The organism is Enterobacter cloacae complex sp. 2021EL-01169 (assembly GCF_020733125.1).
GTDB lineage: Bacteria > Pseudomonadota > Gammaproteobacteria > Enterobacterales > Enterobacteriaceae > Enterobacter > Enterobacter roggenkampii.
Genome location: NZ_JAJFTC010000001.1, coordinates 411,953 through 433,323, shown reverse-complemented (window position 1 = coordinate 433,323; position 21,371 = coordinate 411,953). Strand labels below are relative to the sequence as shown.

17 protein-coding genes are annotated in these 21,371 nt (G+C 56.7%); 4 read left to right on the top strand and 13 right to left on the bottom strand.

Going from position 1 to position 21,371, the window contains the following annotated elements:
- Positions 1-69: 69 nt before the first annotated feature.
- The gene (locus LLF79_RS01965) at positions 70-1,458 is read left to right on the top strand and encodes a glutamine synthetase family protein (protein WP_227879033.1); all 1,389 of its coding nucleotides are present in this window, start codon (positions 70-72) and stop codon (positions 1,456-1,458) included.
- Between the two features lie 50 nt (positions 1,459-1,508).
- Here LLF79_RS01965 and mglC read toward each other — a convergent pair whose 3' ends face one another.
- From mglC to LLF79_RS01930, 7 genes are all read right to left on the bottom strand, one after another.
- Positions 1,509-2,519, bottom strand: a complete 1,011-nt coding sequence (gene mglC, locus LLF79_RS01960; RefSeq protein ID WP_008500921.1) for a galactose/methyl galactoside ABC transporter permease MglC — start codon at positions 2,517-2,519, stop codon at positions 1,509-1,511.
- A gap of 15 nt (positions 2,520-2,534) precedes the next feature.
- Positions 2,535-4,055 carry a galactose/methyl galactoside ABC transporter ATP-binding protein MglA gene (mglA, locus tag LLF79_RS01955; RefSeq protein ID WP_008500922.1) on the bottom strand — a complete coding sequence of 507 codons (1,521 nt, stop codon included), beginning with the start codon at positions 4,053-4,055 and terminating at the stop codon, positions 2,535-2,537.
- Between the two features lie 79 nt (positions 4,056-4,134).
- Positions 4,135-5,133 (bottom strand): galactose/glucose ABC transporter substrate-binding protein MglB, encoded by a 999-nt coding sequence (gene mglB, locus LLF79_RS01950; protein ID WP_163341346.1) that lies wholly within the window; start codon positions 5,131-5,133, stop codon positions 4,135-4,137.
- A gap of 295 nt (positions 5,134-5,428) precedes the next feature.
- Complete coding sequence (galS, locus tag LLF79_RS01945) at positions 5,429-6,451, bottom strand: HTH-type transcriptional regulator GalS (RefSeq protein ID WP_008500924.1); 1,023 nt, start codon at positions 6,449-6,451, stop codon at positions 5,429-5,431.
- A gap of 155 nt (positions 6,452-6,606) precedes the next feature.
- Positions 6,607-7,764, bottom strand: a complete 1,158-nt coding sequence (gene yeiB, locus LLF79_RS01940) for a DUF418 domain-containing protein YeiB (protein WP_227879032.1) — start codon at positions 7,762-7,764, stop codon at positions 6,607-6,609.
- A gap of 19 nt (positions 7,765-7,783) precedes the next feature.
- Positions 7,784-8,452, bottom strand: a complete 669-nt coding sequence (gene folE / locus LLF79_RS01935; protein WP_008500927.1) for a GTP cyclohydrolase I FolE — start codon at positions 8,450-8,452, stop codon at positions 7,784-7,786.
- A 102-nt stretch (positions 8,453-8,554) separates the two neighbouring features.
- Entirely contained in the window at positions 8,555-9,703 is a 1,149-nt protein-coding gene (locus LLF79_RS01930; protein ID WP_055321900.1) for a YbfB/YjiJ family MFS transporter, read from the bottom strand.
- A 138-nt stretch (positions 9,704-9,841) separates the two neighbouring features.
- Between LLF79_RS01930 and fghA the strand changes: the two genes are divergently transcribed.
- Positions 9,842-10,669, top strand: coding sequence for an S-formylglutathione hydrolase (gene fghA / locus LLF79_RS01925; RefSeq protein ID WP_135345322.1), 828 nt, complete (start codon positions 9,842-9,844; stop codon positions 10,667-10,669).
- 103 nt (positions 10,670-10,772) lie between these two features.
- On the opposite strand, the gene cirA is transcribed toward fghA, so the two are convergent.
- The 3 genes from cirA to yieE all read right to left on the bottom strand — a co-directional run bounded on the left by cirA (position 10,773) and on the right by yieE (position 15,462).
- Positions 10,773-12,743, bottom strand: coding sequence for a catecholate siderophore receptor CirA (gene cirA, locus LLF79_RS01920; protein WP_135345323.1), 1,971 nt, complete (start codon positions 12,741-12,743; stop codon positions 10,773-10,775).
- 224 nt (positions 12,744-12,967) lie between these two features.
- Entirely contained in the window at positions 12,968-14,437 is a 1,470-nt protein-coding gene (locus tag LLF79_RS01915) for an amino acid permease (RefSeq protein ID WP_008500931.1), read from the bottom strand.
- A gap of 158 nt (positions 14,438-14,595) precedes the next feature.
- Positions 14,596-15,462: a DNA-binding transcriptional regulator YeiE gene (gene yieE / locus LLF79_RS01910; protein WP_008500932.1), complete on the bottom strand. Its 867-nt coding sequence runs from the start codon at positions 15,460-15,462 to the stop codon at positions 14,596-14,598.
- Between the two features lie 97 nt (positions 15,463-15,559).
- On the opposite strand from yieE, the gene LLF79_RS01905 reads away from it, so the two are divergent.
- Positions 15,560-16,606: a YeiH family protein gene (locus tag LLF79_RS01905; protein WP_023294037.1), complete on the top strand. Its 1,047-nt coding sequence runs from the start codon at positions 15,560-15,562 to the stop codon at positions 16,604-16,606.
- 64 nt (positions 16,607-16,670) lie between these two features.
- On the top strand, positions 16,671-17,528 hold the full coding sequence (gene nfo, locus LLF79_RS01900; protein WP_023294038.1) for a deoxyribonuclease IV: 858 nt from the start codon (positions 16,671-16,673) through the stop codon (positions 17,526-17,528).
- A 47-nt stretch (positions 17,529-17,575) separates the two neighbouring features.
- On the opposite strand, the gene fruA is transcribed toward nfo, so the two are convergent.
- From fruA to fruB, 3 genes are read right to left on the bottom strand one after another with little or no spacing between them, the layout of a single operon-like run.
- Complete coding sequence (gene fruA / locus LLF79_RS01895; RefSeq protein ID WP_021241512.1) at positions 17,576-19,261, bottom strand: PTS fructose transporter subunit IIBC; 1,686 nt, start codon at positions 19,259-19,261, stop codon at positions 17,576-17,578.
- A 16-nt stretch (positions 19,262-19,277) separates the two neighbouring features.
- Positions 19,278-20,216: a 1-phosphofructokinase gene (gene fruK / locus LLF79_RS01890; protein WP_008500936.1), complete on the bottom strand. Its 939-nt coding sequence runs from the start codon at positions 20,214-20,216 to the stop codon at positions 19,278-19,280.
- On the bottom strand, positions 20,216-21,346 hold the full coding sequence (gene fruB / locus LLF79_RS01885) for a fused PTS fructose transporter subunit IIA/HPr protein (RefSeq protein ID WP_039025028.1): 1,131 nt from the start codon (positions 21,344-21,346) through the stop codon (positions 20,216-20,218). Before fruB ends, fruK begins: the two co-directional genes overlap by 1 nt.
- Positions 21,347-21,371 lie beyond the last annotated feature (25 nt).

Here is a 21,371-nt window from a genome sequence, read left to right as displayed (position 1 = left end):
TACGTCGGCTCTTTTAAGCTGAGTTCACTGCCGCTACGGCTTCATTGAAGAATTACTATGAACTCGATAATGAATGCGTTTTTCCTCAAAAGTCTCCGCCCATATTTTAACTTTCCCGGCTTATCACTCCCTGGCGCACTTAATTCTGGCCTCTGGCTGGATGAAAAAATTGACGCCCTGCAGCACAACGTTGCCGTGGAAGTGGCCGATTATCTGGAACGTTACCCGCAGACGAAACATGTTGACGTTTACCTGAACGATATCAACGGCACGATGCGCGGCAAGCGCCTCTCGGTAGAGAGCATGCTGAGCCTGGAAAAAGGCTGTTATTTTCCGCTTTCCGTCTACTCCATGGACCAGAAGGGAAACATCGCCGCCCCGCTTTATGATGAACCCGACCGGCTGTGCGTCCCTGTCGCCGGCTCTTTGCGTCCCTGTCCGCAGGATCCAGAGCACACGGCGCAGATCCTGCTGACGATGAAAGACAGCGACGGTAATCCCTGCCCGCTTGAGCCGCGCGCGATACTGCAGAACGTCGTGGCCCGCTTCCACCAGCACGGCCTCTTCCCGGTGATTGCCCCGGAAATCGAGTTCTATCTGACGGGACAGGGCGATCGCGATCCGCAAAATCAGGGCTGTTTTCATATGGATACCTCGTCGGCGCACGCGGCGCTGTTTGACGAGCTGGAACAGCTGGCGCACCTGCAGCGCATCCCGCTGTCAGGGGTGGTAGCGGAAGCCGAGTCCGGACAGTACGAATTAAACCTGAAGCACAGCCAGCGCGTCGTAGAGGTCTGTGATAACGTGCTGGCCCTGCGCCGCCTGACCCGCTATGTCGCTGAAAAGCACGGTCTTCAGGCCAACTTTATGACTAAGCCGTTCAGCCAGCTCTCCGGCAGCGGTTTGCACATCCATTTCAGCCTGAACGATAGCCGTGGCGAAAACGTTTTTGCCTCGCCGGTGAACGCGCTGAGCAGCATGATGCGCTTGTGCATCGCAGGCCAGCTGGCGCTGATGCCCGCCTCCGTCGCCATTCTTGCGCCGGGGGTCAACGCGTTTCGTCGCCTGCGTAAAAACCTGACGGAACCTGTCTTTAACTCCTGGGGCTATAACACACGCTCCGCCGCCTTGCGTATTCCCTGCTCGGATGAGAGCAACCGTCGTATCGAGTACCGGCTGGCCGGGGCCGATGCGAATCCGTATCTGGTGGCGGCCACTATCCTGACAGGCATGCTGTACGGGCTGGAACATATCGACGAGGGGGATCTCCCTGAGCCGCAGCACGACCAACCCGAACTGCCGCTGTTCCAGCAGGAGGCGATTGAGGCCTTTGCCCGCTGTCAGTATCTCACCGACAGCCTGGGCGACGCCTTTTCCGAACAGTGGGTCGCCTGCAAGCTTTCTGAACTCGACTGGTTTGAGCGGATTGTGACGCAGGAGGAGTCCCATCTGGCATAGGGCATAAAAAAAGCCCGCTCGGTGAGCGGGCCGGGTATTGCGAGGGACGATTACTTCTTACGGGCGTACTTCAGTGAATCCAGCGCAACCGCGAAGATAATGATGGCGCCCTTGATGATGTACTGCCAGTACGGGTTCACGCCTATGTAGGTCAACCCGTAGTTGATGACGGTGAAGATGATCACACCCGTCACCACGCCGAGTACGGTACCCACACCGCCGCTGAAGGAGACGCCGCCCACCACGCAGGCTGCGATCGCATCCAGTTCGTACATGAAGCCAAGGTTGTTCGTTGCAGAGCCGATGCGGCCCGCTTCCAGCATCCCGCCGAAGGCGTAGAACACGCCGGACAGGGCATAGATGATAAGCAGGTTCAGGGCGACGTTTACGCCGGACACTTTCGCCGCTTCCGGGTTACCGCCGATAGCGAAGATGTTTTTGCCAAAGCGCGTTTTGTTCCACAGGATCCAGACAAAGGCGACCGCAATCAGCGCATAGAAGGTGATATACGACAGGCGGAAGCTGCCCAGCGCGATAAACCCTTGCGTAAAGGTCGAGAAGCCGCTGTCAAAGCCCGAGATGGGCGAAGCACCGACGAAGTCGTAGTACAGGGAGTTGATACCGTAAACGATGATCATCGTGCCCAGGGTGGTGATAAATGGCGTCACGTTCAGGTAGGCGATGATAATACCGTTGATCAGACCAATCACCGCACCAATGGCGCAGACAATCAGGATCACCACGAAAATCGGCATGGTGGCCATTTCCGGGAAGACCTTGTTGGCGTTTTCCATCGACTGCAGCAGGGTTGCCGCGATAACCGCCGCCAGACCTACCTGGCGACCGGCAGAAAGATCCGTCCCCTGGGTCACGATCAGACCCGCCACGCCCAGCGCAATGATAATACGCACGGAGGACTGGGTCAGAATGTTACTCAGGTTGAGCAGGCTTAAGAACGTAGGGTCCTGGAAAATGATGATTGCCAGCAAGACTAAAAGAACAACGTAAATACCGCCTTCTTTCAGGTAAGTGAGAAAACTTTTTTTATTTAACGCACTCATGAGGAGCCCCTGATCTTAAAGGTGCAAAGACGCAAGACGCAAAATTTCATTTTGCGTTGTCGTTTTGGTGTCAACAATACCGGCGACGAGACCATTGCTCATAACCAGAATACGGTCCGTGATCCCTAACAGTTCCGGCATTTCGGAAGAAATAATAATGATCCCTTTATTCTTTTTCGCCAGCTCGGCAATCAGCTGATAAATTTCAAACTTCGCGCCGACGTCAATACCGCGGGTCGGCTCATCCAGCATCAGGATTTCGGGCTGCGTTAATAACCAACGGCCAATAATCACTTTCTGCTGGTTACCGCCTGACAGCGAACCAATCTGGGTGCGGTGGCCTGGCGTTTTCACGCGCATGGAGTCAATCACCCACTGGGTATCGCTTTTCATGCGGGAATTATCCAGCAGCCCGACTTTGTTTTTGTAATTGCGAATGTTAGAAATTAACGAGTTAAAGTTAATATCCAGATAAGCATAAATACCGGTCGAACGACGCTCTTCCGTCACCAGCGCAAAACCATTATTAATGGCTTCGTTGGCGTTGTGGTTATTGATTTTCTTACCGTGCAGCGTAATGGTGCCTTCGGCTTTCTCACGAATGCCAAACAGGGTTTCCACGATGTCGGTACGCTTTGCCCCCACCAGCCCGGCAATTCCCAGGATTTCACCCTTATGCAGGTCGAAGGAGACATCGCGGATAGACGGCTGACGTAACGAGGTCAGGTTGCGCACTTCCAGGATGACTTCACCCGGCTTGTTTTCTTTGTCCGGGAAGCGCTGGTTCAGGGAACGGCCGACCATCATGGCGATGATCTTGTCCATGTCCAGCCCTTCCAGCGGCTGCGTGGCAATCCACTGGCCGTCGCGCAGGATAGTGATCTCATCGCACAGCTGGAAGATCTCTTCCATTTTGTGGGAGATGTACACAATGCCGCAGCCGCGATCTTTCAGCTTACGAATAATGGTAAAAAGGTGGTTAACCTCTTTTTCCGTTAATGAGGATGTCGGTTCGTCCATGATGACAATTTTCGCATCATAGGAGAACGCTTTGGCAATTTCGATCATCTGCATCTGGGAGACGGATAATGTTCCCACGCGGGCGCGCGGATCGATATCAATATCCAGCTCGTCGAAAATCGCCTTGGTGTCGCGATACATTTTGTCCTGATCGACAAAAACACCTTTGGTGGGATAGCGCCCCAACCACATGTTATCCATGACTGAACGCTGCAGCACCAGGTTTAATTCCTGGTGAACCATCGAGATACCGTTTTCCAGTGCTTCTTTCGCTGAATGGAAATCGATCTCTTTCCCCTGAAAAAGAATGCTGCCAGAATCTTTTTGATAGATCCCAAAAAGACATTTTAATAATGTTGATTTACCCGCACCGTTCTCCCCCATTAAGGCATGAATAGAGTGAGGACGCACTTTTAAATTAACATTATCGAGTGCCTTAACGCCGGGAAATGACTTGTTGATACCGCTCATTTCCAACAGGTATTCACCGGATGACTGAGTTGTTGTGCTGACCATAATTATACCTTGTTGGCCTCGCATATCGCGTTATAAAAGGGCGCAACTCGTTGCGCCCAGTGAAGACAAGTTAACTCTTTTATTTACCGATAAACTCAGCCAGGTTGGACTGGTCTACGCCCACGTAAGGTACGCGAACGATTTTGTTGTCAATTTTCCAGTTGGTGCCATCTGCCGCACCTTTGCCATCGGCCAGGTTTTTCGCCAGGTCGAAGGTGGCTTTCGCCTGGTTGTTGGCATCGTTCAGCACGGTACCGGCCATTGCACCGGATTTAACCAGCGCCAGCGCTTCTGGCAGCGCATCTACGCCGAATACCGGGATAGAGGATTTGTTGTGTGCTTTCAGCGCTTCTACCGCACCCATTGCCATCGCATCGTTGTTGGCGATAACCACTTCGATTTTGTTGGCGTTAGGGCCGGACAGCCACGCGTCCATCTTATCTTTCGCCTGAGCGGTATCCCACATCGCGGTATCTAACGCCAGCTGCTGGGTTTTCAGGCCCTTGTCGTTCAGCTCTTTGATAACGTAGGTGGTACGCGCTTCAGCATCCGGGTGGCCAGGTTCGCCTTTCAGCAGCACGAACTGAATCTGACCGTCTTTGTTCAGGTCCCAGTTCGGGTTCGTCGCCCAGTGTTTCGCGATCAGATCGCCCTGAATAATACCGGACTCTTTGGAGTCGGTACCGACGTAATACGCTTTGTCGTAGCTATCCAGCGCCTTACGGGAAGGTTCTTTGTTGAAGAAGACGATCGGCACGTTCTGGCCACGCGCCTTTTCAATAACCGTGCCTGCTGCAGCCGGGTCAACCAGGTTGATGGCGAGGGCTTTCACGCCTTTCGCCAGCAGAACGTCGATCTGGTCGTTCTGTTTGGACTGGTCATTCTGGGAGTCGTTCATCAGCAGCTGAACGTCTGGCGCTGCTTTCGCATCTTTCTCAATCGCTTTACGCACAACAGACATGAAGTTGTCGTCGTATTTATAGATGGTCACACCAATACGGGTATCCGCAGCGTGCGCTGCTGCACCAAAAAGCATGCTTGCCATTACAGCAGACAGGGTCAACACCTTCTTATTCATGGTATCTCCGGTTTTTTTTATGCAGGGTAGTTCTTGTGAATAACGAGCGGCGGGCAGATGTTAATAAAACGTTACTGACAGCCGAGGTTCACTTATAAAATTTCTCTCTTCCGTGTTCGGTAACGCTCCAGAAATGCGTTTTATTCGTTGTTTGCGGCACATTGGCTATAGTGAAAGTGAATAATCACTGTTACATAGCGTTTCAGCCCCTAAAACGCTGACATCATAGTCAGCGCCTTGTTAAGATACTGTGAATTTACTCACAGATTGAAAACGGTTACATCACCACATGTAATCAGTTAGTGATCGGAACCACAATTTGCCGGGCCGCGACGGAGTGGCGGCGCACTAAAGTCGGCATGAAACAGTGTGTTGCCCCCGGATCCAGCATGCCTGCGGCCCCCTGTAACGCCAGCTCAGTCGCCAGTTTCGCCATAGAGGCAATCGGGTAACGCACGGTTGTCAGCTGCGGGTCGGTGTAACGGGCAATCGGGATATCATCGAAACCAATGAGTGATAAATGCTGTGGCACCGCAATGCCGTTATCCTTCAGCGCGGTCAGGGCGCCTGCCGCCATGCTGTCGTTATAGGCAAACACCGCAGACAATTGCAGATTGCGGCCCAGCAGCTCTACCATCGCCGCTTCACCGCCCTGCATGTCCGGCGTGCCGGTCCCCACCCAGCTCTCGGATGGCGTAATGCCATGCTCTTTCAGGGCGTTTTGCCACCCCTCGCGCCGCAGTTCGTCATCTTCAATCGCGTGGCTGGAAGCCAGATAACCGATCCGCTGATGCCCGTTGTTGATGAGCATTTTCGTGGCCATCATGGCGCCGCTGACGTTATCCAGCCCGACGCAGCGGTGGGCATAGCCGGGGACGATGCGGTTGATCAGCACCATGCCCGGGATCTGCTCCATCAATCCGGTTAGCTCTTCATCGCTCAAGGCTTTTGAATGGACAATCAAGGCGTTACAGCGCTGGCGGATCAGCACTTCAATGGCATGACGTTCTTTTTCCGCCTCATGATAGCTATTGCCGATCAGGACATATTTCTCATGCTGCTGGGCGACCATATCGACCGCTTTCACCAGTGCGCCGAAAAAGGCATCCGAGACATCCATCACGACCACGCCGATGGTGTCGCTGACCTGCGTCGCAAGCGCCTGGGCATTGGCATTTGGCCGGTACCCGAGCTGGGTCACGGCTTTCATTACGGTTTCTCGGGTTTCAGGGCTGACCAGCGCGCTATTGTTCAGCACGCGTGAGACGGTAGCCACAGAAACGCCCGCCTGACGGGCGACGTCACGAATGGTGATCATATTCACCATCCTTCAAAGGATTGCAGCAACTCACAGACACCCCCTGTGTTTAGCAAGGTGGCTATTTTGGCAGCGAGAGAAAGGGGACTACGTGAAGAAGCTCACAGTCATGAAAACGCTTACATCCGTTTTGTTAATGATTGTGATCCAGATCGTTATCTGGATGTATTTTTCAATGATATCCCTGAAGCACGTGCGGTTAACTGACGCCATACCCACTCCAGCGGTCCCTGGCGGAAATAGCGTAGCCAGAGAACAGAAAACGCCAGGTTTACTGCCCAGACCGGAATAACAAACGCCAGCAGCGTAAGTCGGTCGAATTTCATAAACAGGCCAAAGCGATAGAAAAGCGTGGTGCAGATTAGCGTTTGCAGGAGGTAATTGCTTAACGCCATGCGTCCCACGCAGGCGATAGCGCTGACCATCCACAGACGAGAAAGCGAGGGCCAGAAGCCGTAGACCAGCGCCGCGTAGCCGATGGTCTGGAACGGCGCGCTCAGTTCACGCGGCACCTGGAGCAGGAACGCGCACCAGCGGTAATCCCAGTGGATATGCCACTGCGCTATCACCGCCGGGAGGTTAATCAGCACGCCGAGCAGCACCAGACCGGCGCCTGTGCGACGATAGTGACGCAGGCTGAATTCCCCTTTCAGCCAGCCGGTGCGCATCAGTGACGCGCCCATCAGCATCATGCCCGCCAGCTGCCAGCCGTATTGCGCGCCCAGCGCGAGGAGGTTATCCCCCAGCATATCCGCGCGGTTGCTTATCGCTTCCGTACCGCCTTTCAGCTTCCAGAACTGTTCGTTCTGCAGGTTAGCGGCATCCGGGATCCAGGCACGATTCGTCGCCTCGCCGGAGATCATCCCCAGCAGCAGCAGTACCCCAAGCCCCATGACATAGAGCATCACGCCGGTGTTGAACAGGCTTTTAACGCTGTGCGCATCGCGAATGAGGCGCCAGCAGATGAGCCCGACTAACCCATACGCGAGAAGAATATCGCCGTCCCAGAAGAACAGGCCATGGATAAAGCCGAGGATAACCAGCAGCGTCAGGCGCGACTGGATCCAGCGCGTACCGCGTTTGAGGAGGAGCTGCAGGCCTGCGCCAAACAGCAGGGCAAAGAGCGTAAGGAATTTGACCTGCGCAAAGAGATCGAGGATTGCCCAGGTCCAGGCATCACTGCGGGTGATGTCGCCATACCACGCGGGATTGAGATACGCCGCCTTCGGCAAACCGAAGGCGGTGATATTAAGCAGCAGGATACCGAGAATGGCGACGCCGCGAACAAAATCGAGCGTGACGTTTCGCTCCATGGTCCCTGCCCTGTCAGACTTAGTTGTGGTGACGTACGGCGCGCAGGAACTCCTGGCGGGTATTCTGGCTCGATTTAAACAGACCGCCCAGCGAGGTTGTGGTGGTCGCACTGGTGGCATCGCGCACGCCGCGCGCTTTCACGCAGTAGTGAACCGCGTCGATAGAGACGGCCACGTTATTAGTGCCCAGCAGCGTTTGCAGCGCGGTCAGGATCTGCTGGGTCAGGCGCTCCTGCACCTGCGGACGCTGAGCGAAGAACTGCACGATGCGGTTGATCTTCGACAGACCAATCACCGTATCTTTGGGGATATACGCCACGGTCGCTTTACCGTCGATGGTCACGAAATGGTGTTCGCAGGTGCTGGTCAGCGTGATATCGCGGACCGTTACCATCTCATCCACTTTCATCTTGTTTTCAATGACGGTGATTTTCGGGAAGTTGGCGTAATCCAGGCCGGAGAAAATTTCGTCGACGTACATTTTCGCGATGCGGTGCGGCGTCTCCATCAGACTGTCGTCACTCAGATCGAGATTCAGCAGCTCCATGATGTCGGTCATGTGACCGGCAATCAGACGCTTGCGGGTTTCATTGTCCAAATCCTGTACGGGCGGACGCAGTGGCGTTTCAAGACCGCGCGCAACCAGGGCTTCGTGGACCAGGGCAGCTTCTTTACTGAGTGATGACATTTTGTTCTCCTGCAGGTGTGGCGTCTTTTGCCCTCGTTGTGGCAAAAGTATGCGTTCATTGTGCGTGAGGCGGCGCACATAATCCAGTATTCACGACGATAATTATTGCGATTGCTGTTGCCTTTCAGCGTGACGATTCCAGACAAGCGCTCCTCCAACGAACAGCGCAATGCCCGCCAGCCCCAGCGCGGGCTCCAGCCGGTGGGTAAGCCAGGTTGATAACGCCGAGGTGACCGGACCAATCAACTGCCCAATCGCATACCCGGTGGTGAGCAGGCCTGCCATATAACGCGTGTGGTTTGGCGCCAGCTCGCGGCCGTATAAAAGAGAGAGCTGCACGGCACACAAAAAGCCGCCGCCCACCAGCAGCCCGCCCGTCAGCAGCCCGCCAATCCCCGGCAGCAGCCAGGCCGCCAGCACGCCTGCGCCCTGTAACCACAGTACGATCGCCAGCCTGCGATTAGCCGTTGAGGTATGGCGTAACAGAATACTGAGCGCAATCCCCACCACGGCGGCGAGACCAAAAATCGGCCAGACAAACTGGGCAAACAGGCTGCCGGGAAAACGCACGGCCGCCATTTGCGACAGGAAGGTCGCCGGGAGGATATAGCCAAACCCGGCCAGGCTGTAGCTCCAGACCAGACGCGTTAAATCCGCCGTCAGCACCAGCGGCTCCGGCGCGGTGCCGGGTCGATGGAGCTGCCCGGATCGCGGGAGGTAGCGCGCCACCAGCGCAATCAGCACCAGCGCCAGCACGCCGTAGATTTGCCATGCCGCCCCGGCCGACAGGGACTTCGCCTGAATATAGACGGCGAGCAGCCCGCTCAGGGCAATGCCCGCCCCCGGTCCGGCAAACACCGCAGCGCTCAGGCCCGGTTTACCCAGCTGCCCCAGCCGTTCGTTGGTCCAGGCGGCAATGAGTACCATCGACCAGCCGCTCATGCAGCCGATGACAAAGCGCAGCAGGCCGTGCACGACGGCGTTATCCGCCGCCGCGGAGAGCAGCGTCAGCGCCACCGCGCCGGTGATGCCCAGCCAGAGGCGCGTTTCAACGAAGCGGTGCGCACGCATCGCATCCCACGCACCCACCAGATAGCCCAGATAATTCATCGCCGCCACCAGACCCGCGCTGGTCAGCGTAAGCTGTCCGGCAGCAATCATCAGCGGTACCTGAGGCGTAAAGGCAAAGCGCCCTATCCCCATCGCCACCACCAGAACGACAAACCCACTGAGCGCAATACGCAGCGCCATGACCGCTCCAATTGTTAAAGAAAAGTAAATTTATGATGCAGCATCTCGCCGCCTGGCGAAAGTGAAAGTTACTCACAGGTCAATGAAAAGGCTGTATTATGGGTTTTATGAATACGCATTCTCATTAAGGAGCCCTGCATGGAACTGCTCGAAGAGCACCGTTGTTTTGAAGGTCGACAGCAGCGCTGGCGGCACGACTCCACCTCTCTGAACTGTGCAATGACGTTCAGCATTTTCCTGCCGCCGACGGAAAACCCGCCGGTTTTGTTCTGGCTTTCCGGCCTGACCTGTAACGACGAAAACTTCACCACCAAAGCGGGCGCGCAGCGTATTGCCGCCGAGCTGGGCATTGCGCTGGTGATGCCAGACACCAGCCCGCGTGGCGACGATGTGGCCGACGATGCCGGATACGACCTGGGCAAAGGCGCCGGATTTTATCTCAATGCGACCGAGCAGCCCTGGGCGCGCCACTACCGCATGTATGATTACCTTCGCGATGAACTTCCTGCGCTGGTGCAGTCGCAGTTTGCGGTTGGCGAGCGCTGCGCGATCAGCGGCCACTCAATGGGCGGACACGGGGCGCTCATCATGGCGCTGAAAAATCCGGGGAAATACGTCAGCGTGTCGGCATTTGCACCAATTGTGAACCCAACACAGGTGGCGTGGGGGCAGAAAGCCTTCACACACTATCTGGGTGAGGATGCGGAAAAATGGCAGGCATGGGACAGCTGCGCGCTGATGCTGGCCAGCAAAGCTGAAGAAGCCATTCCTACCCTTATCGATCAGGGTGATGCGGACCAGTTCCTCGCCGGACAGCTGCAGCCTGCGGTGCTGGCAGAAGCGGCACGCCAGAAAGACTGGCCGCTGACGCTGCGCATTCAGCCGGGATACGATCACAGCTATTACTTCATCGCGTCCTTTATTGAGGATCATCTCCGCTTCCATGCGGAGCATTTATTTGCATAAGCACCGCCTGTTTTGCCCGGTGGCGCTTCGCTTACCGGGCCTACGGGCCTGTGCCCTTATGTAGGCCGGGTAAGGCGCAGCCGCCACCCGGCACATGGCTACATCAGAACTTATAATCCACGCCGACAAAGTAGCGACGGCCATCTTCCGTGTAGCTGTAATCGTCGCGGCTCAGATCTTTGTCCAGCAGGTTCTGCACGCCCGCGCGCAGCTTCACGCTTTTCGTCGCCTGCCACGCGGCGCCGGTATTCCAGATAACATAGCCACCCGGCGTTGGGTCGCTGCTGGTCAGCGCGCGTTTCTCACCGGTGTAGTTGCCCTGAACATAGAACGACCAGTCCTGCGTCGCCTTCCAGTCAACGGTCCCGTTGGCGGTGTGGAACGGCAGATCGGACAGCGGTTTGTTGCCGCCGTTGCTGATATCACGACCGTCGTTGTAGGTGTAGTTCAGCGTCACTTTCCAGTCGTCCGCCAGCGGGAATTTCAGCTCGGTCTCCACCCCGCGGATGCGCGCCTTGTTGACGTTGTAGTAGCGGAATATCGGCTCACCGTCCGCATTCAGGCCAACGTAGTTAGGGTAGCTCTGCGCCTGCTTCGCATTGGCCGTACGGCTGAGGCTGATGCGGTCATCGACGTTATTCTGGAAGGTGGTCACGCTGGCCTGCACGCCCTCTAACCAGCCCTCTTCCCCGCTGTAGTACAGACCGAACTCGAAGCTCTCGCTGGTTTCCGGCTTCAGATCCGGGTTACCGACAATCTCACAGGCACCGCGGCACGAGCCGGTGACCCAGTCCGGGCTCAGCTGCAGCAGTGACGGCGCTTTAAACGCGGTCGCCCAGCCCCCTTTCACCGTGACGGTATCGGTCGCGTTGTAGACCAGATAGGCGCGCGGGCTCCAGTGGTCGCCGTAGGTATCATGGTCGTCCATACGGATGCCGGTGGTCAGCGCCAGAGGTTCAAAAATACGCCACTCGTCCTCCAGGAACAGGGCATACTGGCTTGTCGACGTACTGCTGCTGGAGCCGCCCGTCAGGTTGACCGGATCCTTCAGCTTATCGTGACGCCATTCGCCGCCGAAGGTCATCAGCTGGTTGATGTCGCCCAGCGGCAGCACGTATTTCCCGTCTACCGCGTTGCTCTCGGAGGTGATCGGATTGCTGTTGCCCGGGTTTTTGTTATCCACCTTCTCGCCGTAAACCTTCAGCTCGCTGTTGCCGACGCCCCAGCGGCCGTTGTGGCTGAGAGAGTAGTTCTGACGTTCAAGGCGGTTTTTGTCGAGGGAATCCGAGTCACGATCCTGACGGTCGAAACCGTAGCCCGCCGTAAAGTCGTGATTTTCAGACGGCGTCCAGGCGAACTCCACATTCGCATCGCGGCTGGTGAAGCCTTCAATGCGCGGTGTTTCACCGCTCGCCGTGGTAGAGGACTTCTGCTGACCGTCTTTCTCACGCTTTGCGAGGCTACCGTAGGCTTTCAGCCCCAGCAGGCCGTCCACCAGCGGACCGCTGGTATAGAACTGGCCGTCGTACGTATCACCACGATCGCGATGTTCCTGAATTGTGGAATCAGCGCTCAGGGTGCCCGTCCATTTCTGGCCGATTTTTTTGGTGATAATGTTCACTACGCCGCCCAGCGCATCGGAGCCATAAAGCGAGGACATCGGCCCGCGCACGACTTCGATTCGTTCGATGGCGTCAACCGGCACCCAGTTGAGGTCGAAATCATTATGGCGGAACACTGCGTTACGGGAATTGACGCGCTTGCCGTCGATCAGGATCAGCGTGTAGCTGCTGTCCAGCCCGCGAATACTTACCCCTTTACGGTTGTCCCCTTCGCTCGTGAGCTGCACGCCCGGCACATCCCGTAACACATCTTTCAGGTTCTGAACGGGTTTGCGCTGCAAATCTTCCTGGGTAATCACGCTGATGCTTGCCGGTGCGTCTTTCAGGTTTTGCTCGGTCGCGGAAGCCGTGACAACCATTGTGTCGCCGGATTCCGCTGCGATAACAGGCAGGGCCAGGGACATTGCGGACGCACAAAGTCCTCCCCTGACGAAGGGATTCAACCTAAACATTCCATATCTCCATGAGGTAAATACAACTCAATCAAATCATCATTGCTCACAGCGTCTTCCTTGCCGCCCACATCTCCGGTGGGTCGGTGATACGCTTATTTTTGATAACGATAAAGCAAACGATAATTATTATCAATTAAATTGTTAAGAAATATATCTTTGTTACAGGGGGCGGGAATAAAAAAGCCCGCTCAAACGAGCGGGCTAAGAGAGAGGAAGTGCGATTATTGTTTAAATCGTTCCGGGAATTCCATTTCACTGTAGCGAACGAAGTGTGTTCCTTTCGTCAGCTTGTAGCCAAACCAGATGACGAGGAACAGCGGAATACCAATGTAGGTTGCCGTGACGGCGCCCCAGTCAATGGTGTCCGCCAGGAACGCTTCATAGTTCTGTCCCAGCGTAATAATCAGGCACAGAATGAAGGCGAAAATGGGACCCAGCGGGAAGAACCCTGAGCGATACGGCAGCTGGTTAACGTCATAACCCTGTTTGACGTAGCCACGGCGGAAACGATAGTGGCTAATGGCAATCCCCAGCCAGGCAATAAAGCCCGTCATCCCGGAGGTGTTAAGCAGCCACAGGTACACCGTCTGGTTGCCAAACATAGAGGTCAGGAAGCACAGACCGGCAATCACCGTTGTGGCGTACAGTGCGTTGCGCGGCACGCCGCCACGGGACAGTTTCGCGAAGATACGCGGCGCTTTACCGTCACATGCCAGCGTGTAGAGCATACGTGTGGACGCGTACATTCCGGAATTACCGGCAGAAAGTACGGCGGTCAGGATAACGGCGTTCATCACTGCTGCGGCTGAAAGCAGGCCGGCATGCTGGAAGACCAGCGTGAACGGGCTGACGCTAATGTCTTTGACGTCATTACGCAGCAGGCTTGGATCGGTGTACGGAATGATCAGGCTGATAATCAGGATCGCGAACACATAGAACAGCAGGATACGCCAGAAGACCTGACGAACCGCGCGCGGAATATTCTTCTCCGGGTTTTCTGACTCACCGGCAGCAATGCCAATCAGCTCGGTTCCCTGGAAGGAGAAGCCGACAATCATTGCCACGCCAATCATTGCCGACAGTCCACCGGCAAACGGCGCATCGCCTATTGTCCAGTTACTCCAGCCCGCAGGTTCAGCGCCTTTGAAAATACCAACGATCATCGCCACACCGACGACGATAAAGATGATGACGGTTGCCACTTTGATCAAAGAGAACCAGTATTCCGCTTCGCCGAAACCGCGCACGGAGATGTAGTTCAGCAGGAAGATGACGGCCAGGAACAGGGCGCTCCAGATCCAGCCCGGCGTATCCGGGAACCACCAGTTCATCACCAGCTGTGCGGCGACAAGGTCAACGGCGATGGTGACCGCCCAGTTGTACCAGTAGTTCCAGCCCAGCGCGAAGCCGAAGCCTTCTTCAACATATTTTTGACCGTAGGTCGAGAACGAACCGGATACCGGCATGTACGCGGCCAGTTCGCCGAGACTGGTCATCAGGAAGTACACCATCAGGCCAATCAGGATATAAGAGAAAAGTGCCCCACCCGGGCCGGCTGCCGAAATCGTTGCGCCAGAGGCAACGAAAAGACCTGTACCGATGGAGCCGCCAATGGCGATCATCGTCAGGTGACGCGCCTTGAGTTCACGACGTAGCGTGGGCGCTTCTGTGGTTTTAATTTCTGAAACCATATGAAAATGCTGTCCATTTAATAAATGAGGCGCGATTGTAGCAGACGATCCGCGTTCCTTCCGGCAGAAATACTCAGTTATAAGAGAGCTTCATGACGCGGCCAGGATTATAAGTAAAGCATAATTTTTCCCTCTCCCCTTTGGGGTGAGGGACGCTGTCAGATTTCGCAATAGCGCAGAAAACGCTGCAGGGAGCTGGAAAGGTGTTTCTGGCGATGATGAATGCACCACAGCGTGCGCACCAGTTTCGGAAGCGGAACGGGAATCTCCACCAGCGATCCGGTTTCCAGCTGTTCGGCAATAACGCGCCGGGAAAGACAGCTGATACCCAACCCGTGGCGCACCGCGTGCTTAATCGCCTCTGAGTTCCCCAATTCCATCCCCAGCTGGAAATGCGGCAGATGGGACAGCAGCAGATAATCGACAATTTCACGCGTGCCGGAGCCCTGCTCGCGCAGGATCCACTGCGCCTGCGCCAGCCGCTCCAGCGTCACCTCGCCCTGCAATAACGACGAGGCCGGGGATGCAAACACCACCAGCTCGTCTTCCAGCCAGGGCTCGGCAATGATATCGACGTTGTGGCAGGGTCCTTCGATGAGGCCGATATCCACGCGGAAGTCGATCACCGCGTTGATGACGTCCTGGCTATTGCCCACGCTCATCTCCAGCGGCAGGGTGGGAAAATCCCGGCGGTAGCGGGCGATCACCTCCGGGAGAATGTAGTTCCCGATGGTGCTGCTGGCGTAGACGCGGATCGCGCCGTTATCTTCGCGGAACAGCTGTTCGATTTCGATAGCCTGCTCCAGCAGCGCCAGCGCGCGTGGATAAAGAAGACGACCGTGTTCGTTGACCACCAGACGCTTCCCTACCCTGTCGAAAAGCTGAACGCCCAGTTGTCCTTCAAGATCGGTCAACGCCGCGCTGACCGCAGACTGCGAGAGCGCCAGCATTTGTGACGCCTGGGTCGTCGAGCCGCTTTTCAGCACCTCGGCAAACACTTCCAGCTGACGCAAAGTAATGTGCATGGTTGCTTACCACTTATATAGATTAATTATAAGTATATAATCAATTTTATTTTTAAGCCAGACCGCCGTAACCTTTAGCCAGACAAAGGAGAAGGTTATGTCAGAAATCACCTTACAACATCATCGTACAGTGTGGCACTTCGTGCCGGGTCTTGCGCTCAGCGCCGCAGTGACCGCCGTCGCGCTATGGGGCGGCAGCATCCCGGCCATCGCAGGCGCAGGTTTCAGCGCGCTGACGCTCGCCATTTTGCTCGGCATGGTCGTGGGTAACACCGTTTATCCACATATCTGGAAATCCTGCGACGGCGGCGTCATCTTTGCCAAGCAGCATCTGCTGCGTCTTGGGATCATTCTTTATGGCTTTCGTCTCACCTTTTCGCAGATTGCGGATGTGGGTGCGAGCGGGATCGCCATCGACGTTCTGACCCTGACCAGCACCTTTTTACTGGCCTGCTTTATCGGTCAGAAAGTGTTTGGCCTGGACAGGCAAACCAGCTGGCTGATCGGTGCCGGGAGCAGTATCTGTGGCGCAGCGGCGGTGCTGGCAACGGAGCCGGTCGTGAAAGCCGAAGCCAGCAAAGTAACGGTTGCCGTCGCGACGGTGGTGATCTTCGGTACGCTGGCGATTTTCCTCTACCCGGCCATGTATCCGCTGGTCGCCCACTGGTTTAGCCCGGAAACCTACGGCATCTATATCGGCTCGACCATGCACGAAGTGGCCCAGGTGGTCGCAGCAGGACACGCCATTAACCCGGACGCTGAAAACGCGGCGGTGATTGCCAAAATGCTGCGCGTGATGATGCTGGCGCCGTTCCTGATTTTCCTCGCGGCCCGTGTTAAACAGCTGGCTCCGGCGGGCGGCAGCGAGAAAAGTAAAATCACCATTCCGTGGTTTGCGATCCTGTTCATCGTGGTCGCTATCTTTAACTCCTTCCACCTGCTGCCGAAAGCGGTGGTGGATATGCTGGTGACGCTGGATACCGTACTGCTGGCGATGGCCATGGCGGCGCTGGGGGTGACCACGCACGTCAGCGCGCTGAAAAAAGCCGGTGCGAAACCGCTGCTGATGGCGCTGGTGCTCTTCATCTGGCTGATTGTCGGCGGTGGCGCGATTAACCTCGCGGTCCATAGCCTGATGGCATAAACCACTACATCCTTCTCCTGTTAACCCGCTATCATAGGCATTTCGGGTTAACAGGAGTCCCTTTATGAAATATGTTGGAGCGCACGTCAGCGCTGCAGGTGGCCTTGCGAATGCCGCCATTCGTGCCGCCGAAATTGAGGCGACCGCTTTCGCCCTGTTCACCAAAAATCAGCGCCAGTGGCGCGCCGCACCGCTCACCGCTGAGGTGATTGATGATTTCAAAGCCGCCTGTGAGAAATACCGCTACGGGCCCGGCCAGATCCTCCCCCACGACAGCTACCTGATCAACCTCGGTCACCCGGTTGAAGAAGCGCTGGAAAAATCCCGCGAAGCGTTTCTGGATGAAGTGCAGCGCTGCGAACAGCTGGGGCTGACGCTGCTGAACTTCCATCCGGGCAGCCATCTGATGCAGATCGACGAAGATGCCTGCCTGGCGCGCATTGCCGAGTCCATTAACATCACTCTGGATAAAACCAAAGGCGTGACGGCGGTGATTGAGAACACCGCTGGTCAGGGCAGCAACCTCGGCTTTAAGTTCGAACATCTGGCGGCGATTATCGACGGCGTGGAGGACAAATCCCGCGTCGGCGTGTGCATTGATACCTGCCACGCGTTTGCCGCCGGTTATGACCTGCGCACCACCGAGGCAACAAAAAACACGTTTGATGAGTTCGAGCGCATTGTGGGCTTTAAATATCTGCGTGGAATGCACTTAAACGATGCGAAAAGCGCCTTTGGTAGCCGCGTTGACCGCCATCACAGCTTGGGCGAAGGCAACATTGGCCACGATGCGTTCCGCTTTATCATGCAGGACGCCCGCTTCGACGGTATTCCGATGGTGCTTGAAACCATCAATCCGGACATCTGGGCAGAAGAGATTGCCTGGCTGAAGGCACAGCAAACCGCTGAACAGGCGGCATAAAAAAAGCCGGGTGCGTAATGCGACCCGGCTTTTTTGTTGTTTATCGCTTACGCTGCTTTCGCCACAACTTCCGCTTCCGGACGTTTCAGCACCGCGTAAGAGAGGCCCGCCACCAGCGTACCGGCAACAATCGCCAGCAGGTAACCCAGTACCGGGGTGATGGCGCCAGGGATCAGCAGCACGAACAGACCGCCGTGTGGTGCCATCAGTTTTGCGCCAATCGCCATGGAGATCGCCCCCGTCACGGCACCACCTGCGATACAGCACGGCAGCACACGCATTGGGTCACGCGCCGCGAACGGAATCGCGCCTTCGGTGATGAAGCACAGACCCAGCACCAGCGCGGCTTTACCGCCTTCCTGCTGCGCTTTATCGAACTTACGACGGGCAATAATCGTCGCCAGGCCGAGCGCCAGCGGAGGCACCATGCCTGCCGCCATGATCGCCGCCATTGGTGCGTAGGTTTGGGTACTCAGCAGGCCCACACCAAAGGCGTACGCCGCTTTGTTCACCGGACCACCCATGTCGGTACACATCATGCCGCCGAGGATTGCACCCAGCAGAACCGCGTTCGCGGTGCCCATGGTCTGCAGCCAGTGGGTCAGACCCGCCAGGATGCCTGCAACCGGCTTACCAATCAGGTAAATCATCGCCAGGCCGACCACCAGGCTGGAAATCAGCGGGATGATCAGGATCGGCTTCAGCGCTTCCATACTCTGCGGCAGCTTCAGCTTCGAGCTAATCAGCTTCGCGACGTAACCGGCGAGGAAGCCCGCGATGATACCGCCGATAAAGCCAGAACCGGTGCTCACGGCCAGCATACCGCCGATAAGCCCCGGGGTCAGACCCGGGCGGTCAGCAATGGAGAAGGCAATAAAGCCCGCCAGTACCGGCACCATCAGGGCGAAGGCTGACCCCCCGCCGATCTGCATCAGCGCAGCCGCCAGGGTACCTTGTTCTTTAAACGCGGTGATACCAAACGCGAACGAGAGCGCGATACACAGACCGCCCGCAACCACCATCGGCAGCATGTAAGACACGCCGGTCAGCAGGTGGCGATAGGCGCCTGCGGACTCTTTCTTCCCTTCCGTCGCGGTCTGGCGCGCGCCGGTTGCCTGGTACGGCTTCGCTTCCACCAGCGCTTTATCAAACTCCTGCGCGGTCTTTTTCAGCGCCAGGCCGGTGGAGGTGCGGTACATTGGCTTACCGGCAAATTTCGCCAGGTCCACTTCGATATCCGCCGCCACAATCACCAGATCGGCCTCAGCCACTTCCTCTGGGGTGATGGCATTGCCGGCACCGACGGAGCCGCGCGTTTCAACTTTTACCCACCAGCCGCGTTTTTTTGCTTCGGTTTCAATGGCTTCAGCCGCCATAAAGGTGTGAGCCACCCCCGTCGGACAGGCCGTCACCGCCACAATGCGTTTCGGGCCCGTGGCCGCAGCCGGTGCCGTCGCGACAGGCGCGCTGTAGACAGACGCGTGACCTTTCGCTTCGCTCAGGAACAGTTCCGGATGTGCCACCGCGCGATTAATATCGCCCAGCCACACTTTTTTGCCGTTCAGCGCACTGTCAGCCGGGATGTTGTCGCCCAGGACAATGGCCAGTTCGGCATCGCCCGGGTTATCAGTCATCTCGAGATGTGCTTTGTTCGCCGCCGCTCCCAGCAAGGTCTTCGCCATATAGGCGCGTGCCTGTCCGAGACCGGAGTCAATGATCAGCAGCGTTTTCATTATTCCTCTCCTGCTGTTAGTTAAAAGGTTTTAAGTCAACGCGCGCCATCATCGCGGCTAACTGGGTACGATCGGTAATACCGACATTGCTCTGGCTGACGGCCAGGGCAGCAACGGCAGTGGCAAGACGTAAGGTATGTTCACTGGATTCCCGCATCAGCAGACCATAAATCAGTCCGCCAACCATGGAATCCCCTGCGCCAACGGTACTCACAACCTCCATTGACGGCGGTTTGGCGATCCATTCGCCAGACGCGTTAACCCACAACGCGCCTTCTGCACCAAGCGAGATCACCACGTGAGCGATGCCCTGCTCGCGCAGCGCATGGGCAGCGTCAATCACATCTTTTAATTCTGGCAGCTTACGGCCCGCCCAGATCTCCAGTTCGCGGCGATTTGGCTTCACCAGCCACGGAGAGGCTTTCAGGCCCGCGACCAGCGCGTCACGGCTGCTGTCAAAAATAATGCATGGGCACTGGCTGCGCAGGCGCGTCATCCAGTCGGTAAACGCTTCCGGGCTGACGCCGGACGGCAGGCTGCCGCTGACGCACACCATGTCGAACTGGCCCAGCCAGGTCAGCGAGTCGTTGACAAAGCGTTCCCAGTCTGACGGCGTCACTTCGAAGCCAGAGAAGTTCAGATCGGTCACTTCACCGTCTTTCTCCGTCAGCTTAACGTTGATACGGGTACGGCCCTGAACAACCTGGAAACGGTTGGCAATGCCCAGCTCGCTGAACAGCTGCTGGAAACCATCCTGGTTGTCTTTGCCGAGGAATCCGCCCACAGTGACATCAATACCGAGATCCTTGAGCACTTTCGCGACGTTAATCCCTTTGCCCGCAGCATGCAGGCCGGTGGTACGCACGAGGTTAACTTCGCCGCGCTCAATTTCCGGGCAAAACCCCACCAGGTCATAAGCCGGGTTCAGCGTAATAGTCGCAACACGTCTGCTCATTATGCGCCCTCCCCCAGACCCGCCGCGATGGCATCGCCAATCGCTTTCAGCGCCTGTTCAGCATCGGCACCCTGCGCGGTGAAACGCAGACGGTGGCCTTTCTTCACGCCCAGCGCGACCACTTTCATCAGACTACGGCCGTTGGCCGGTTTGCCCGTGCCGTCAAGATTCGCCACGGTAATCTCACTCTCGAATTGTTTAATGGTATTCACCAGCATGGTGCCCGGACGGGCATGCAGGCCGTGTTCGTTACGCACCACGAACTCCGCGGTTAGCACGTCATCCGTCAGCGCATCATCACTGGTCAGCAGTGCCAGCACGGTGGACGCATCAGCGTTCAGCAGTTTTTCAGCTTTGTTGTTCAGCAGCAGATCGCCAAGACGCTTCAGCACGGAAACCGGCTGTTCATCAGCCATCGCGACGGTCACCAGCATGGCTGCGCGCTCGCCTTCTACCTCAAACGCCGTGGCAGCACGGCTCACGGCAATCGCACTGCGCAGGTTGCCTTCAGCACTGTCGTTCAGCCAGATGCCCTGACCCAGATTCAACGGCTTATCGTTAATCACGCGCGTCACAAAGGTGGCATCCGCCGCGCCGGCTTCTTTCAGACGACCCGCGTTCAGCGCCTGCAGCGTCACCAGATCGGAAGCAACCACATCCAGCGTCAGCGTTTCATTATCCAGTTTCAGCGCTTCACTCTGTTTTTCGCCCATCAGCAAGGCGCGCAGCTCTTCCGCGGTGGTGGCGGATTTAAGCTGTTCAGCCACCGCGTCATCGCTCAGGACATGCGTCAGCTGACGCAGCAGACCTAAATGTTCATCGCTGCTGGCCGCGATACCGATGGCCACATAGGCCACCTGACCGTCGCCCCAGAGCACGCCCTGCGGGAACTGATACACCTTAACGCCGGTTTTCAGCACCTGATCGCGGGTGTCGGTGGTACCGTGCGGAATGGCAATGCCATTGCCGAGGAAGGTTGAAGTCTGCTGCTCGCGGGCCAGCATGCCGTTGACATAGCCGTCCGCGACGTTACCCGCCTGCACAAGCGCAGCGGCAACCTGGCGAATAGCCTCTTCTTTATCCCCGGCCTGAGCGCCCGGGTGGATATCCTGAACAGATAACTGGAACATGGTTCTCCACTCCTGCTGAACTTGA

What these genes read in the sequence shown, in the direction of transcription:
- LLF79_RS01930 (WP_055321900.1), bottom strand. Translation starts at nt 9,703, where the DNA reads ATGGCGCTGCGTATTGCGCTCAGTGGGTTTGTCGTTCTGGTGGTGGCG.
- LLF79_RS01965 (WP_227879033.1), top strand. Translation starts at nt 70, where the DNA reads ATGAATGCGTTTTTCCTCAAAAGTCTCCGCCCATATTTTAACTTTCCC.
- folE (WP_008500927.1), bottom strand. Translation starts at nt 8,452, where the DNA reads ATGTCATCACTCAGTAAAGAAGCTGCCCTGGTCCACGAAGCCCTGGTT.
- LLF79_RS01915 (WP_008500931.1), bottom strand. Translation starts at nt 14,437, where the DNA reads ATGGTTTCAGAAATTAAAACCACAGAAGCGCCCACGCTACGTCGTGAA.
- yieE (WP_008500932.1), bottom strand. Translation starts at nt 15,462, where the DNA reads ATGCACATTACTTTGCGTCAGCTGGAAGTGTTTGCCGAGGTGCTGAAA.
- yeiB (WP_227879032.1), bottom strand. Translation starts at nt 7,764, where the DNA reads ATGGAGCGAAACGTCACGCTCGATTTTGTTCGCGGCGTCGCCATTCTC.
- galS (WP_008500924.1), bottom strand. Translation starts at nt 6,451, where the DNA reads ATGATCACCATTCGTGACGTCGCCCGTCAGGCGGGCGTTTCTGTGGCT.
- mglC (WP_008500921.1), bottom strand. Translation starts at nt 2,519, where the DNA reads ATGAGTGCGTTAAATAAAAAAAGTTTTCTCACTTACCTGAAAGAAGGC.
- mglB (WP_163341346.1), bottom strand. Translation starts at nt 5,133, where the DNA reads ATGAATAAGAAGGTGTTGACCCTGTCTGCTGTAATGGCAAGCATGCTT.
- fruB (WP_039025028.1), bottom strand. Translation starts at nt 21,346, where the DNA reads ATGTTCCAGTTATCTGTTCAGGATATCCACCCGGGCGCTCAGGCCGGG.
- fruK (WP_008500936.1), bottom strand. Translation starts at nt 20,216, where the DNA reads ATGAGCAGACGTGTTGCGACTATTACGCTGAACCCGGCTTATGACCTG.
- cirA (WP_135345323.1), bottom strand. Translation starts at nt 12,743, where the DNA reads ATGTTTAGGTTGAATCCCTTCGTCAGGGGAGGACTTTGTGCGTCCGCA.
- fghA (WP_135345322.1), top strand. Translation starts at nt 9,842, where the DNA reads ATGGAACTGCTCGAAGAGCACCGTTGTTTTGAAGGTCGACAGCAGCGC.
- nfo (WP_023294038.1), top strand. Translation starts at nt 16,671, where the DNA reads ATGAAATATGTTGGAGCGCACGTCAGCGCTGCAGGTGGCCTTGCGAAT.
- fruA (WP_021241512.1), bottom strand. Translation starts at nt 19,261, where the DNA reads ATGAAAACGCTGCTGATCATTGACTCCGGTCTCGGACAGGCACGCGCC.
- mglA (WP_008500922.1), bottom strand. Translation starts at nt 4,055, where the DNA reads ATGGTCAGCACAACAACTCAGTCATCCGGTGAATACCTGTTGGAAATG.
- LLF79_RS01905 (WP_023294037.1), top strand. Translation starts at nt 15,560, where the DNA reads ATGTCAGAAATCACCTTACAACATCATCGTACAGTGTGGCACTTCGTG.